The organism is Variovorax sp. Root318D1 (assembly GCF_001424835.1).
GTDB lineage: Bacteria > Pseudomonadota > Gammaproteobacteria > Burkholderiales > Burkholderiaceae_C > Variovorax.
The window spans coordinates 178,497-193,252 of sequence record NZ_LMCQ01000024.1 but is presented as its reverse complement, the minus strand read 5'-3'; the positions used below and the strand labels follow the sequence as shown (position 1 = coordinate 193,252).

At 66.4% G+C, this 14,756-nt stretch carries 14 protein-coding genes; 2 read left to right on the top strand and 12 right to left on the bottom strand.

Features of this window, described 5'->3' with window-relative positions; genetic code table 11:
* Positions 1-2: 2 nt before the first annotated feature.
* From ASC78_RS23745 to ASC78_RS23730, 4 genes are all read right to left on the bottom strand, one after another.
* Positions 3-500 (bottom strand): polyhydroxyalkanoate granule-associated phasin, encoded by a 498-nt coding sequence (locus ASC78_RS23745; protein WP_055807264.1) that lies wholly within the window; start codon positions 498-500, stop codon positions 3-5.
* A 150-nt stretch (positions 501-650) separates the two neighbouring features.
* The gene (locus ASC78_RS23740; RefSeq protein WP_055807261.1) at positions 651-1,634 is read right to left on the bottom strand and encodes a lysylphosphatidylglycerol synthase domain-containing protein; all 984 of its coding nucleotides are present in this window, start codon (positions 1,632-1,634) and stop codon (positions 651-653) included.
* 61 nt (positions 1,635-1,695) lie between these two features.
* Positions 1,696-2,973, bottom strand: a complete 1,278-nt coding sequence (clsB, locus tag ASC78_RS23735; protein ID WP_055807258.1) for a cardiolipin synthase ClsB — start codon at positions 2,971-2,973, stop codon at positions 1,696-1,698.
* 85 nt (positions 2,974-3,058) lie between these two features.
* A complete protein-coding gene (locus tag ASC78_RS23730; protein WP_055807255.1) occupies positions 3,059-3,841 on the bottom strand; it encodes an endonuclease/exonuclease/phosphatase family protein in 783 nt (260 codons plus the stop codon).
* A gap of 219 nt (positions 3,842-4,060) precedes the next feature.
* On the opposite strand from ASC78_RS23730, the gene ASC78_RS23725 reads away from it, so the two are divergent.
* Positions 4,061-4,489, top strand: coding sequence for a hypothetical protein (locus ASC78_RS23725; protein WP_055807252.1), 429 nt, complete (start codon positions 4,061-4,063; stop codon positions 4,487-4,489).
* 80 nt (positions 4,490-4,569) lie between these two features.
* On the opposite strand, the gene ASC78_RS23720 is transcribed toward ASC78_RS23725, so the two are convergent.
* The 8 genes from ASC78_RS23720 to ASC78_RS23685 all read right to left on the bottom strand — a co-directional run bounded on the left by ASC78_RS23720 (position 4,570) and on the right by ASC78_RS23685 (position 13,067).
* Positions 4,570-5,151, bottom strand: a complete 582-nt coding sequence (locus tag ASC78_RS23720; RefSeq protein WP_055807870.1) for a Spy/CpxP family protein refolding chaperone — start codon at positions 5,149-5,151, stop codon at positions 4,570-4,572.
* A 148-nt stretch (positions 5,152-5,299) separates the two neighbouring features.
* Positions 5,300-6,391, bottom strand: a complete 1,092-nt coding sequence (locus ASC78_RS23715) for a flavodoxin family protein (protein ID WP_055807249.1) — start codon at positions 6,389-6,391, stop codon at positions 5,300-5,302.
* 94 nt (positions 6,392-6,485) lie between these two features.
* Positions 6,486-7,385, bottom strand: coding sequence for a pirin family protein (locus tag ASC78_RS23710; RefSeq protein WP_055807246.1), 900 nt, complete (start codon positions 7,383-7,385; stop codon positions 6,486-6,488).
* Positions 7,386-7,455: 70 nt separating this feature from the next.
* Entirely contained in the window at positions 7,456-8,208 is a 753-nt protein-coding gene (locus ASC78_RS23705; RefSeq protein WP_055807242.1) for a GNAT family N-acetyltransferase, read from the bottom strand.
* Positions 8,205-9,473 carry a biosynthetic peptidoglycan transglycosylase gene (locus tag ASC78_RS23700; protein WP_055807240.1) on the bottom strand — a complete coding sequence of 423 codons (1,269 nt, stop codon included), beginning with the start codon at positions 9,471-9,473 and terminating at the stop codon, positions 8,205-8,207. The genes ASC78_RS23705 and ASC78_RS23700 overlap by 4 nt, the downstream gene beginning before the upstream one ends.
* Positions 9,474-9,480: 7 nt before the next feature.
* Positions 9,481-10,050, bottom strand: a complete 570-nt coding sequence (locus ASC78_RS23695; RefSeq protein WP_055807237.1) for a hypothetical protein — start codon at positions 10,048-10,050, stop codon at positions 9,481-9,483.
* Complete coding sequence (gene xrtQ / locus ASC78_RS23690) at positions 10,031-10,960, bottom strand: exosortase Q (protein ID WP_055807235.1); 930 nt, start codon at positions 10,958-10,960, stop codon at positions 10,031-10,033. The genes ASC78_RS23695 and xrtQ overlap by 20 nt, the downstream gene beginning before the upstream one ends.
* Before the next feature lie 25 nt (positions 10,961-10,985).
* A complete protein-coding gene (locus ASC78_RS23685) occupies positions 10,986-13,067 on the bottom strand; it encodes a VIT and vWA domain-containing protein (RefSeq protein WP_055807232.1) in 2,082 nt (693 codons plus the stop codon).
* 207 nt (positions 13,068-13,274) lie between these two features.
* Between ASC78_RS23685 and creD the strand changes: the two genes are divergently transcribed.
* Positions 13,275-14,750 carry a cell envelope integrity protein CreD gene (creD, locus tag ASC78_RS23680; protein WP_055807229.1) on the top strand — a complete coding sequence of 492 codons (1,476 nt, stop codon included), beginning with the start codon at positions 13,275-13,277 and terminating at the stop codon, positions 14,748-14,750.
* Positions 14,751-14,756: the final 6 nt, after the last annotated feature.

Genomic DNA, 14,756 nt, shown 5'->3' with positions numbered 1-14,756 from the left:
GTTCAGTCGCGCAATTCGGCCAGTCGCCGGGCGTTGGAGGTGGCGGCCGCGTGGATCGGCTTCAGTCCGCGTCGCGCGATACGCACCGCCGCACCCGACAGCTGGCTGGCCGTGCCCGCTGCGCGTGCAGTGGCCCGCATGAAAGCGTCGCTGCGCACGGCAGCTTGCGCCGGCGTGATGCTGCCCGCCATCGAGAAAAAAGCGCCCGCGCTTTGAAACCATTGCTGCAGTGCGCGGTTCGCCAGGGCGACTTGGCTGCTGTGCCACTGCTTGGCCATGGCGACGCCCGATTCGCCCGCCGCAGCGAGTTTTTCGTCGCCCATGAGCTGGAACTCGGCGAGATCGGCTGCGCTGGGTGCAAGCCCCGCCTTGGCGATGCGCTCGGTGCGCATCTGGATGACGGAACCCGAAGACAACAGCATCTCGTGGGTCTTGAGGGCCAAGTCGACCCACAGCATCAGGGGGCTGGCCAAACGAACGGCGGAGGTAAGGGACGACATGAAGACGGTCTATGGAATGGACGAACACCACTATAGGCGCCGATAGAGGGATTTGCTGCACTGCAGCAAAATACGCAGCCATTTTGTTTAGCAAGTCGTGCCTTTTGACACGGAAACAGGCTTCCGCGCAGGCAACGAACGGATTAGAAGTTACTGTTTACTTTCTTCGTTGACCACGGCCCGTGCGCGCCATCGCTTGGCGCGCAGTTCCGCAACAAAGTAAGCCAGCGTGGCCACGCCCAGCGGCAACAGGTAGTAGAGGCCTCGGTAGACCAGCAGCACGCCCAGCAGCCTGCCTTGAGGCACCTGGTCCGAAAGCAGCGCAATGAACACCGCTTCCAGCACACCAAGCCCCGCCGGCACGTGCGTGATGACGCCCGCGACCGCGGCCACGAGCAGCACCGCAAGCACCGAGTGGTAGGGCACCTGGCCCTGCAACAGCACCCAGATCACGCCACCTATCAGCGACCAGTTCAGGCAGGACATGGCCAGCTGAAGCAGCGCCATGCGGAGCGACGGAACCTTGAAGGAGTGCCGGTGGATCCGGAAGACGTGCCCGCTGGCGAAGGCGCACAGCACCAGGTAGGCCGCGGCCAGGAGCAGCAGCACCGCGCCCAGGATGCGCAGGCCCGTGTTGTCGATTCTCCATCCGGCCGGCAGCACCAACGGCCAGAAGCAGAACACCACGCCCGCCGCTACCAGGTAGCCGAGCCAGTTGGTCAGCATGCTGAAACCGAGCACGCGGGTGATGGTGCCGTTGGAAAGCTCCAGCCGCGAATAGAGCCGGTAGCGGAACGCCACGCCGCCCACCAGCGAACCCAGGTTGAGGTTGAAGGCGTAACTGATGAAGGTCACGCCCATCACGGTGCCGGCGCCCAGCGGGTGCCGCGTGAGATGCCGGCCCAAGAGGTCGTAGGTGCTGTAGACCGCAAAGCTGCACGCGGCGAGCGCGCCCGCCAGCAGCAGCGTGGCCGCGGGAAGGGCGCGCATGGCGTCGAACACCTCTTGCCAGTCGATCGCGCGTGCCTGGTTCACTAGCAGCCAGGCAATCAAGCCGAAGAAGGTCCAGGTCGCAATGCGGCGCACCCAGGGCCACCAGGGCCGGTGCGCAAGCTTTGCGGTGCCGACGCTCATTCGGCAACCTCCGTGCTCCGCACTGCGGTGCGAGCCCCCTTCGGAACGGCCGTGCGGGAGCTCATGCCACTTCCGTCGGGGTCACGGCGTCCTCGTCGTTTTTCTTGTTCTTTTCGCGTTCTTCGCGCCTTTCTGCCAAGTCGATGGCTTCTGCGGGCGTCAGGCGAGGCACCTGGCGAGGCAGCCAGCCTAGCCAGGAGGGATACCAGCGCAAGAAGTGGAAGATGAAGAAGCTGCGCACCAGCCGCCAGCCGCTCCATCCGCTTTCGAGGTCGGCCTCTCCGATCTCCTTGCAGCTCTCGCGCATGAGCGTGTCCATGCGCTCCCACAGCAGCTGGTTGAAAGCCTTGTCACGCGCGATCACGTTGGCCTCCAGGTTGAGCGACAGGCTCAGCGGATCGAGATTGCTCGAACCGACCGTGGTCCAACGATCGTCCATCAGTGCGATCTTCGCGTGCAGTGGGCGTTTGCAGTATTCATAGATGTGCACGCCCGAATGCATCAGGTGGTGGTAGAGCATGCTCGCGGCCGTCTTGACGATCGGCATGTCAGGCTCGCCCTGCAGAATGAGCCGCACGTCCACCCCGCGGCGTGCGGCGCGGCGCAGCTCCTTGATGAGCCGGTAGCCCGGAAAGAAATACGCATTGGCAATCACGATGCGCTCGCGCGCGGCACGGATCGCAATCAGGTACTGGCGCTCGATGTCGCCGGTGTGGCGGCGGTTGTCGCGCGTGACGAACATCGCCTCCACCTCGCCAACCGCTTCCCGGTCGACTGGCGGCGCCTGCTTGAGCCGGCGGCGGAACCAGCGCGGTCCCTTGTCGCCAAGCGCGATGGCACGCAGCACGTACTGGTGGATCTGCGCGACGATGGGTCCGCGCAGCGCCACCGCGTAGTCCTGCTTGGCCTTGGGCCCGAAGTCGAGCAGGTGGTCCGCCGAGTAGTTGATGCCGCCGACGAACGCGAGTTCGCCATCGACCACCACGATCTTGCGGTGCATGCGCCGGAACACGTTCAGCCGCTGGCCGAGGATGCGCTTGCCGGGATCGAACACCCGCATACGCACGCCCACCGAGCACAGCCCCTCGATGAACTCGCGCGAAAGATCCGGCGAGCCGAAACCGTCGACCAGCACGTCGATCTTGACGCCGCGCTGGGCCGCGGAGCGCATCACGGCGTGCAGCGCCAAGCCCACCTTGTCCTCGAACAGGATGAAGGTTTCGATGATGACTTCGCGCTTGGCCTCGCGAATGGCATCGAACACGCGCGAAAAGAACTCCTCGCCGTTTTCGAGCAGCTCGATGCAATTGCCGCCGACCCAGCGGTCACCGCTTTCCATGGCGGCCCCCTTCAGTGCCCGGCGAGGCAGGCGATGAGCGTCGCGGCGCGAAATGGACTGCGCGGAACATGGGCGTAGTCCATCTTCAAAGGTCGATGTTCGCCACCAGCGGCGCATGGTCCGACAGGTGCGACCAGGGCTTGCGCGGCAGCACGACCGGTTCGTGTACGCCCGCGTTGCGAACATAGATGCGGTCGAGCGACAGCAGCGGAAAGCGCGATGGAAAAGTCTTGGCGGCCGCGCCGTTCGCATGCAGGAAGACCTCGCGCAGCGCGGCGCCTTCTTCGAGCACCCGGTGCGCGCGGCCGCGCCAGTCGTTGAAGTCACCCGCCACGACCAGCGGCGCGTCAGGCGGCACTTCGTCGCGCACGATATGGCAGAGCAGCTCCAGCTGCTGCTGCCGATGCGTCTCGGCCAAGCCGAGATGGGCACAGATCGCATGAACATCGACCGTGCGTCCGGGCAGGCGCAACACGCAGTGGAGCAAGCCGCGTTTTTCGGGGCCGGCCACCGACACGTCGTGATTGCGGTAATGCACGATCGGAAACTTCGACAACACCGCATTGCCGTGGTGCCCTCTCGGATACACCGCGTTGCGGCCGTAGGCGAACTGCGGCCACATGGTGTCGGCCAGAAATTCGTAGTGCGGGGCCTCGGGCCAGTTGTTCACCTTGCGCGAGTGGCGCGAATGCGTGCCGAGCACCTCCTGCAGAAACACCACGTCGGCACCGACCGTGCGCACCGCGTCCCGTAGCTCCGGAAGAATGAACTTGCGGTTGAGCGCGGTGAACCCCTTGTGGGTGTTCACCGTCATGACCTTGATGGAGGTCGGCGCCGCTGCGGGGAGTGGAATCGGAGAAGAAGACATCAGTCCTGCGGTTGTACGTTGCCGCGCGGCCGGCGCCTGTAGGAACGCGCCACCTTCTTCATTGCCTTTCGCGAGCGGGCGGCCAACTCCTACAGGGAGGCCTTCCGCACCCCGACATGGCGAGCATCTGGGGCCTCCTACGGTGATTTCAGGCCGAGGGAAGCGGCCACTGCTCTACCCATCCGTTCTCGATTCACCGAGACAAGCAAAGGAACCACCATGAAGCAAGGAATCTTTCGCGCGACGCTGCTGGCCGGCCTGATGGCCGCCGCCGGCGCCGCCATGGCGCAAGCCACCTCGATCCCCGCGCAGCCCGACCCGTCCGTGGGCGGCCAGGCCAGCACGCAGACACCCTCCGGCGTGCCCAACCCACCGCAGCGCCCCGACAACAGCATGCCGATTTCACGCGAGGCCGTGAAGGCCGAGGCACGCGCGCACAACCGCAACAACGCCAACAACCTGGTGCCCAAGGGCGAGGCCAGCACCACCGTCAATGCCCAGCCCAATGCGATGCCGCAGCCCACGGGCGAGATGTCGCGTGCCGAGGTGAGCCAGCAGGCCCGCAAGACCAAGCCCCGGTTCGGCACCCCGGGTGAACGGCCGGACGTGCCGACGAACCCGACGGAACGGACCGGCACGCCTCAATAAGCGCTTGTACGAAAAAAAGCCCGCGATGCACGAGGCATCGCGGGCTTTTTACCGTCTGCGCGGTTCAGCGCGCCGTTCGTTCAGCTCTTGGCGGGCGCTGCCGAATGGTTGTGCCCGTCCGGACCACCATGGCCATGATGGCCGCGATGCCCGTGCATGCCGGCATGCACCGTTTCCGCGTCGAAGGTCTTCTTCTGCTCCGGCGTCAGCGCCGTATAGAACGTCTTGGTGGCTTCGGCGCGCTTGGCGAACCTCGCGCTGCGCTCGGCCTGGCGCGCCTGCATGCGCTCCAGGCGCTCGGGCGTGGTGAGCTTGGCAAACTCGGCGCGGTCCATGCGCGCCGGACGGGCGCCAGCGGGCGGCTGGCTGGCCGATGCGAAGGTGGTCCAGGCGCTTTCCTGCGCGGCCGTCAGCTTGAGCTTTTCCTTCAATGCGGCAAGGTGCTTGGCGCGATGTTCCTGCATACGCTGCATGCGCTCGGCTGGGTCCATGCGCTTGTGCTGTGCCTTGTGTCCGGCGGCACCATCGGCCTGGGCGACGGCCGCAGGCGGGGCCGACGAAGTGCTGGGCGCGGCCGGAGCCTGGGCGAAGGCGCCCGAAGAGGCGAGGGCGGCCGAACCGAGAAGGCTGGCCCAGACGATGCGTTGGCGAAGAGAGATCATGAAAAGTGCTTCCTTTCGAAGAAGCCCGCCGCCAAGGGGCAGCAGGTGAAGCGAAGTGTGGAAGACCTCTGTATCGCCCAAGTGAGGCTGGAGTGAGCGTGCGTAAAGAATCATGAACCGCAAGGGCTGCACGCCGCCTGCGGCGCCGCTACTTGGGCCGTGGAGGCTTCAGTCCGCGATCGGGCGCCTGCAGCTTGCCCGAGCGCAGCTCGCCGACCGCCAGCGCGACCGCACGGGCAGCGTTACGCACCTCTTCCTGCACGTCTTCATTGGCGTCGAGGCTGTCGTGGCTGCTCGCATACGGCTCGTAGTAGCCGATGTAGCGGTCGAGCCGGGCCTGGGCGCCGGCATCGATCAGCCCCATCCAGTCGAGCCAGTCCGACAGATTGCGGCGCACGCTCTCGACGCCGGCAACGTCGCCGTGCACCACCACCCCGTAGACCCGCCCGCTCAGGTGCTTGGGATAGCCCCAGCCCTCGAGTTCGAGCGCCTTGGCTTCCTCCGGCTTCTTGCCGTGGGTGCTGGTCGGGTCGGGGTTGCCGCCGTCGGCGCACACCAGCCGGTCGGCCATGAGCTTGAGCGGACTGGCCGACTGATACCAGTGGGTGGGCGTGAACAGCATCACGCCGTGTGCGGCAACCCAGCGCTCGTAGATCTCGTTCATCCAATCGCCGGTCTGGCGCAAGGAGTGGTTGGGATAGCAGCTGCAGGGCCAGTGGCACAGCGGCATGGCGGTGGAGACGCAGCCTTTGCAGGGATGGATGTGCCGGCCGTACTCCGAGGTGAGCAGGCTCAGGTCGAGCACGTCGACGTCGATGCCGCAGCCGTCGAGCACCTCGCGCGCGAGCTGCACCAGCCGCCAGGTCTTGGAAATTTCGCCGGGGCAGGTGCCGTCGTTGCGCGGCGAACCGTTGACCAGCAGCACGCGCGAGCGTGTCTGAGGGTCGCCCCAAGCCGCCTGCGCCGCCTCGATGCGCGCCTTGGCTTCAAGCCAGTCGACCGAAAGTTCGTACTCGGGGTCGGCATAGCCGGGGCCGGCCTTGCGCGTGACCGGTGCCTTGCGGCCTTCCTGGTAGGCCTCCCATGCAATGAGTTCGATGCGCTGCAATGATTCCTTCTCGGCCTCGAAGGCCGGGTCCCGGAAGGTTTGCATGAAGCGCTCGTGAAACTGGTCGCGCGGCAATGTGTCGGGCGCCTGTCCCTTGCGAACACGGGGTGCTTTGGAAGTGCGAAAGGGCATGGCGACAATCTATTCGCCGCATGGCCTGCCGTAACCTGTGCGCGGCGCCGATTTTCGGTAGGCCTGCGACTACACGCAGGCACGGCCCCGCCGGTCAGCCGCCGAACTTGCCGTTCTGGAAGTCGTGCACCGCCTGCTTCACTTCTTCCTGCGTATTCATCACGAAGGGGCCATATTGGGCGATGGGTTCGCGCAGTGGCTTGCCGGCAATCAAGAGCGCCCGGGCCGGGCTGTGGTTGGTGGCGCCCGCGCGCAACACCACGCCGTCGCTTCCGGGGTCGTTCGCCAAAATGGCCATGCGGCGCGTGGGCACCTCGCTGCCCGCGATCCACAGCGATTCGCGATACACGTACACCAGCGCGTTGTGATCCTCGGGCAGGGGCTGCGCAAACTCGGCGCCCGGCGGCAGGGTGATGTCGAGATACAGCGGCTCGGTGTCCTCGCGCCGAACCGCGCCCTCGATGCCGTGGCTGGCGCCGGCAATCACGCGCACGTGCACGCCCGCGGCGGTGGTGTACTCCGGTATTTCCTCGCCCTGGATGTCCCGATACCAGGGCTCGCGCATCTTGTCTTTCGCGGGCAGGTTGAGCCAGAGCTGGAAGCCCTCCATGAGCCCCTCTTCCTGCTCGGGCAGCTCGCTATGGATGAGCCCGCGGCCGGCCGTCATCCACTGCACGCCGCCGTTTTGCAGCAGCCCTTCATGGCCAGCGCTGTCGCGGTGGCGCATGCGGCCCGCGATCATGTAGGTGACAGTTTCGAAGCCGCGGTGCGGATGGTTGGGAAAGCCGCCGATGTAGTCGCCCGGGTTGTCGCTGCCGAATGCATCGAGCATCAAGAAGGGATCGAGCCTTTTCTGCAGTGGCTGTTGCAGCACGCGGGTGAGTTTGACGCCGTCTCCATCGCTGGTGGAAACACCGGCCACGATGTGGTCGATGCCGCGCGGCGTGGCCACGGGATCGGTGGGGTGGTTGGCATGATGATTTGCGTTCGTCATGCGGCCATGGTGGCACTAACCCCGTGACCGCGCCACCGGTGGGGGCGGCGCGGCGTTCAGGCGGGCACCGTCAGCGCGGCCACTGCTGCCGCTGCCAGTAGCGGTATTGCCACTGCGTGGAAAAACCTGCTCGGCGGTAGAGTGCATGGGCGGCGGCGTTGTGCGCGTCGACCTGCAGGAACACGCGTTCGAAGCCGCGCTCGAGGGCCGCCTGCGCGAGGCCCGCGAGCACGCGGCCCGCCAGGCCGCGGCCCCGCTGCGACTGCTCGGTTCGCATGCCGTGCACGCTGGCCCATCCGTGACCGAAGGCCATGGCGCCCGCCGCCACCGTGCGCCGGCCTTCGCGCACGCTGGCATAGAGCGAACCCTTGGCACGCGACAGTGCCCGCACGCGGTGCGCGCCATCGACAGGATCGAAGCCCTCGCCGAGAAACAGCGTCGCCCAGGCCTCGTCGGGCGCAAGGTCGACCGCGGCCAGCGCGGCACCGGTGGCCGCCACCTCGCGCATGCGCCGCGCAGAGCCGACCTGTACGCAGGTGGGCGAATCGCCGACGTAGTGCCGCTGCTCCAGCTCGGCTTGCAGCGCGGCAAAGCAGGGAACGTCGGCCAGGCGGAAGGCGGGCACGCATTGCCGGCTGTCGTAGCGGTCTTCGATGCGGTCGATCGTGCGGCCGCCGACCTCGCTGCGGTGCAGCGGAACCGCCGACCGGGCGCGCTTGACCGTGCCGTCGTCGAAGGGCAGCAGCCAGCCGTCGAGCTCTTCGACGGCAAGAGGCGACACGGCGGCAACCGTGGCGCGTTCGATGGCTTCGACATCGTTCATGGTGCTGCCTCCGGCGCGGCGAACCGGGCCGCCGCCACGCTCTTGAGCAACGCCTCGCGCTGGTTGCGGCTGATGCCGCGCACGCCCTCGGCCACCCACTTGGTGCGATCCGGGTCGATGCGGCCGTCGCGCCGCCATTGTTCGAGCACCGCCTGCGGCTTGTGCAGCATGGCCGCAAGCCACACGGCCTGCGCGGGTTCCAGGTTGCGCGCCGGGCGCTTGAAGTAGCGACGCGCGGCGGCTTCGGCGCCGCACAGGTGGCCGCCCCAGGGTGCGTTGTCGAGGTAGAGCTGCAGGATGCGCGCCTTGCCCAGGGTCTGTTCCATTTCGACCGCATAGAGCAATTCGCGCAGCTTGCGTTCGGCGGTGCGGTCGCTGCCTGTCACCAGCATCTTGGCCAGCTGCTGCGTCAGCGTGCTGGCACCGCGCTTGTGCTGGCCGTCCTTCTGGTTGTTGTCGATCGACGCGACGATCTCGGTCAGGTCGTAGCCGGCATGCGTGAAAAAGCGCTGGTCCTCGGCCGCGATGACGGCCCGCGCCAGCCAGCTGTCGTTGGCGAGCTTTGACGGCGCTCCGCAGCTGGTGCGCGCACCGAGCATGGCTTCGGTGCCCAGCCCTTCGACAGTGAACTGGCTCACGGTGGGCACCACGACGAAAGTGCCTTCGGGCAGAGCGACCTGCGCGCGCAGCGCCAGCGTGCCGCCGATGCGCGCGCGCTGCAGTTCGGGCAGATTGGGCACGAGCACCGAATACCAGCGGGCAATGGGCGCATCCTTGATGTCGGCGCTGAGGTGCAGACCCTTGGGCACGAGGCGCCCTTCCCATGGGCCCTGGATCACAGCGGCGGCATCGGCATTGCGAGGCGTGGCTGCGATCGTGCCGGCCAGCGTGTTGCCGTCGCGCCGCACAGTGGCGATCAGGCCCTCGACCTGGATTGGCTGCGTGCCAAGCGCCGGGACCTCCATGCTGCAGGGTGCGCAGCGCATCTCGAGCAGGCCCTCCGCGTCCTTCCAGGCAAAACGTATCGTGCCGATGCGTGTGTCGAGAGCGTGGCCGTCCAGCCGCGGTGCAAGCCATGAAGAGGTCGCCAGGCGCACTGCCGTGGGCACGCCGATCTGGAAGCTCAGGGGTCCGGCCTTGACACTGGTGCTCCACTCCCCCGCCGCGGGCGCAAGCGCGAACTTGACTATCAGGAAGACAGCCACACAGACTGTCACCACCAGGGCAGACAGCGCATAGATCACGAATCTCAGAATCTTGTTCACACAACTCTCACAAGGGTCTCGCCACTGTGACGGCTTGCCACGGACCGCGCGACTGCCCGCTGGCTGCCGCCCAGTACCAGGCTGAAGTGTCGGTGAAAGCAGCGCCTTCGGCATCGACGATGCGCTCGCAGACGCGGAACTTTTGCGCACCGTGCAATTGCGCAACAAAACAGCGCCACAGTCGCTCCTGCGCATCGCGTTCCAAGCGCGCCTGCTCGATGCGATAGCCGAGCGCGCGGTAGCAATCGGCCGCCGGATGAAGCATGCGCGTCGGGGTGTTCACCGCGCGCATCACGATCATCTGCGTGCCATCGGTCATGCGGCCGATAGCGCCCGGAAAGCGGTTGGCAAAGCGCTGCTCGACATCGCCAAGCGCCATCGGCCGCAGCGGAACACCGTCCCATTCGCGCGGCCATTCATGCGATGCCGCGGCCGCCAGGGGCTCTTGCGGCGCGCGCAGCGCGGCGGCGGTCGACCACAGCAGGCACAGCAGCATCGCCAGCGCAAAGGCCGTCTTATGGCCGATACGGTTGATGAAGTGGTTAGCGAAAAAGTTTTCAAAGAACCGTGTCGACATGCCGGGCTCCGTGCGTAGTGATCATTCCGGGAATGGGTTGGCCGGCAAGTTCGACAGAAGTGCGTTTCGGCACCATCAGCCGGGCGATGCCACCACACACGGCAGCCAAGACCACCAGCCCGAGCGTGTTGTGCGCCCATGGCGCCAGCGGATGGCCCGCGCCTTCGAAGGCAATCAGCACGCTGTTGCGCAGGATGTTGCCTGTCAGCACCAGCAGGCCGACCATCGGCAACCGGCGCAGAAAGCCTCGGTCGTCCTGGCGCGCCCAGAGCGCCACAGCGCACGCGGTGAAGTAGCCGAGCCACACCATTTGCACGCCCGAGCACGGCGCATCGACGATCACCAGCCGGCCGTCGACCCAGAGGCTGCTGCCCTCGCGCGCCACGCTGAAGCCCGGTGCCAGCAGCCAGCGGCTCGCCTCGGCCGTGACCACGCGCAGCGGATAGCCCGCATAGAACTGCAGCGACGACAACAGCGGCAAAGCCAGCACCGCAAGCCCCGTGACCGGCAGCGCGGCCACGCGCCGCGGCAGGAAGGCGAGCAAGCCGCAGGCCAGCGCCAGCACCGCCACCAGGCCGGCCGCAAGCGGGGGCAGGGCGGGCAATGCGCCAAGCCCCGTGCGCAGCAGCGTAGCCAGCAAGGTGCTGGCCGCCGCCAATGCCAGCCAGCCGAGCCGCGGCGCGGCGCGCAGTTCGCGCCGGCATTGCCATGCCAGCGCGGCCAAGGCGGCAAGCGCCAACAGGCCCAGCGGATCGTCGGAGCCGTCGCGCATGCGCTGGACCATCCAGGCCCAGGTTGGCGCCAGCGCGGCAAACTGCAGCGCGAGCCAGCCGGCGGCCGGTGCGCGGTCGATGCGAATGCCCCAATCCACAATGCGCGGATGCTGGTGGGCGAGTGCGGCCAGAGACATTTTTCTTTTCCTTTTCTTTTCGCGCTCAGGCCGTGTAGCGGCGCGGATCGTTGCGGCGCGCCCGGCGGCGCAGCATGGCGAGCATCGACAGCACGACGGCAATCGCGCCCAGCGTTTCGGGTTCCGGCGTGCTCGGCACCTCGGCGCCGAGTGCGAGTTCGCTCACGCCCTGCGGCAAGGGCAACGGCTGGTTCACGCCCACGCTGTTCTGCGGCGCGAGGTTGCGCACCACCTTGTCCACGGCAATGAAGCTGGTGTACTGCGTCAGCAGGCTGTACTTCAGGCCGAGTTCGGTGATGCGTTCCTTGAAGGCGCTGCCGCCCTCAAGCGTCTCCTGGTCGCTCAGGCTCTGGATGCGGTGGCGCGCCCACAGCGTGCGCAGCGCGACGGTGTCCTGGCGCATCTGCGGATCGATGCGCAGCTCCTGGCGGTACGGGCCATTGGCGCCCTGGCCTTCGACGATCACCCGGCCGCGGGCCTTGCCTTCGGCATCGGCGCGCCACTTGCCGAACACGATCACCGGGCGTTCGCCCAGCACGTCGGGCAGGGCTTGCGGCTCCACGTCGTACACGTCGAGGCCGCCGAAAGTGACCTTTACGTTGGTGAGCACCGGCGACTCCACCATGCGGCGGAAGCGCGCGGCCTGCTCCGGTGCCTGAATCGGGTCGGTGATGATGAAGGGCTCGCCCATGCCGGCGCGCGCAATGCCTTCCATCAGGCTGCGGTTCACCGAGGAGCCGATGCCGAAGGCGAACACGTTGGCTTTCGAGAGGTTCTTGCGCACCAGTTCAAAAGCCTCGCGCTCCACGCTCACGTAGCCGTCCGTCACCAGCACCACGGTGCGCGAGACGTTGTCTTGCTTCGGCTCCGCATAGACACGCTTGAGCGCGGGAATCAGCTCGGTGCTGCCGCTGCCGCCGTAGTTCTGGATGGTGGCGAGTGCCTGCTCGATGTTGGCGCGCGTGGCGGGTACCGATTGGGGAGAGAGCATCTTGTTGCTGCCCGAGAACAACAGCACATTGAAGGTATCGCTCGGGCGCAGCCCGCCGATCAGACGCTCGAGCACCGTCTTGGCAGTGTCGAGCGGAAAGCCGTGCATCGAACCCGAGATGTCGACCACGAAGATGTAATCGCGCGGCGAAATGGCGCTGGCCGCCACGGCCTTGGGCGGTTCGATCATTGCAAGAAAGAAGTTCTCGGCGCTTCCGTCGGCGTTCTGCCCTTGGCTCTTGTAGAGCATCAGGCCCGATTCGATCTTTTCGCCAGCAAGGCGATAGTCGAGCACGAAGTCGCGGTTGTCGGCGGGGCGGCCGTCGGCCGTCAGCACCACGTCGGCATGCCGGTCTTCATCGCTCTTCTTCACGTCGATGGCGTGGGTGCTCGAGCGCACCTCCTTCAGGCCCATGGGCGTATCGATGCTGGCCTTGAGCCTGAAGCTCGTGCCGGGCGCCACGCCTTCGCGAAGCGTGGGCTGGGCCACCCACTTGGCCTGGGCGTTTTCCGACTGCGGGCTGTTGTAGCGCGGGCCCACCACGGTGGGAAACACGAACGCGTAGTTGCCCGACTGCGGCACCAGGAGCTCGGAGTAGCGCAGTTCCACCCTCACGTCGTCCCCGGGGAGGATGTTGGCGACGTTCATCTGGAACACGTTGGGCAGGTGCTGCTCGAGCAGCGCGGCGGTCTTGCCTTCTTTCTTGGCGGTGTCGTATTCGATCTGCGCCTGCTGCTTCTCGCGGATCTGCGCGGTAATCAAACGGTCGGCCAAACGCACGTTGAGGCCGCTGACCGCGGCCTTGGTCGAACCCGGAAAAACATACTTCGCTTCGATCGCTCGCTGGCCCTCGTTGCGGTAGGTCTGCGTGACGGTCACGTCGGCAATGACGCCCGAGATCTTCACCGCCACCTCGGTTCCCTTGAGCGGCAGCCGGTCGACCGAGGGGTCGTCGCTTTTCACGAAGAAGTAGGGGCTCTCGGTCTTCAACCGCGGGCCGGGCGCTTCCTGCGCATGCACGGGGTTAAGGCTGAGTGCGACGAAGCCCGCCGTGGCCAGGCTCACGGTGGCGAGCCAGAGCCAGCGGCCGGGACGAGAGGTGGTGTGGGCATCCATGGCGGTGTGGTGTCGGTTTCCGTGCGAACTTGCACAGCCGCAACTGTCGACACCGCGCGAGAAGGAAATTGGAAGGCTGCTTGAAGTCCGTCCGCCGGACGCAGCCTTGTGTGAAGCCTGTGTGAAGTCCGCCGCCGCCACGCTTCACACGCCCTTCGGATCGCGCGGCGAGCATCGCCGCTTCGTTATCGAAGTGGAGAAGAAAACATGTTTCAGTTGTTCAAGGCCTTGCAGAGTTCGATGCTGGTCAAGGTCGCCGGCCTGCTCATGCTCACGCTCCTGCTGTGCATTCCATTGGCCGAGATCAACTCGATCAACCGCGAACGCGGCCGCAGCCAGCGGGAAGCGGCCGAAGAGCTTGCCGCCACCTACGCGAGCGGGCAGACCGTGGTGGGCCCGCTCTTGCTGGTGCCGTATGTGGAACGCTGGATGGAGCCGTTGCGCAATGCCCAGGGCAAGGTGATCGGCCAGGAGGCGCGCAGCAAGGAAATGGCCCACGCGGTGTTTCCCGACAAGCTGCACACCGAAGGTTCGATGGCGCCGCACGAGCGCTACCGGGGCATCTTCAAGATTCCCTTCTACACGCTCAACGCCACGCTCGACGGCGGGTTTCCCGCCTTCGACCCCAAGTCCGTGGCGCACAGCGAAACCGATTCCCGCATCGAGTTCAAGGCCCCTTTCGTCGTCTTCTACGTAAGCGATTTGCGCGGGCTCGACGGTTCGCCCACCATCGCCATCAACGGTGAGCCTTTGCGTTTCAAGCAGCGCGTGCCCGGCCTGGCGGACAGCAGCTGGCTGGCCGATGCCATCCACGCGCCGCTCACCGGCACCGCACTCGCCGCATGGGAGTCGAAGACACCGCTGCCCTTCGAGATGAAGCTCGGCCTCGTGGGACAAGACACGCTCTCGATGGTGCCGATTGCCGAAGAGACCACCGCCCATCTGAGCTCGCCGTGGGCGCATCCGAGCTTCGGCGGCCGCTTTCTCGCCACGCAGCGCGAGGTGACGCCGCAGGGCTTCGATGCACATTGGCGCGTGTCTTCGCTCGTGACATCTGCACGCGAACAGGTGCGCGCCGGACTGTCGGAGCGGGGCGAAACGAGTGCCGCAGCCACGGCAGCAGCCGCCGTTGCGACGGGCCCGCGCAACCTCGGCCCGCTGCAGACCTTCGACGTATCGCTCGCCCAGCCGATCAACGTGTATTCGATGAGCACGCGCGCCGGCAAGTACGGTGCGCTTTTCATCGGCCTGGTGATCATGGCGGCCTTCATGTTCGAGCTGTTCCGCAGGCAGCGCATGCATCCGGTGCAATACGGGCTGGTCGGCCTGTCGATTGCGCTGTTCTTTTTGCTGCTGCTGGCCTTGTCCGAGAAGCTGGCTTTCTGGCTGGCGTATGCGAGCGCGGCCTCAGCAAGCGTGCTGCTGCTCGGCATCTACTTCAGCGCTGTCTTGCAAAGCTGGAAACGCGGCGCCGGATTTGGGGCCTTTGTCGCGGTACTCTATGGCGCGCTCTACGGCCTGCTGGCATCGGAAAGCAACGCCCTCCTACTCGGTGCCCTGCTGACATTCGGCATGCTGACGGTATTGATGCTCGCCACGCGCAAGGTCGACTGGTATGCGCTGTCGGCCGGGAACCCCCGAATGCCCGAGCCGGTCTCACCTGAAGTGGCTCCGTCCGTGTAACCGAAG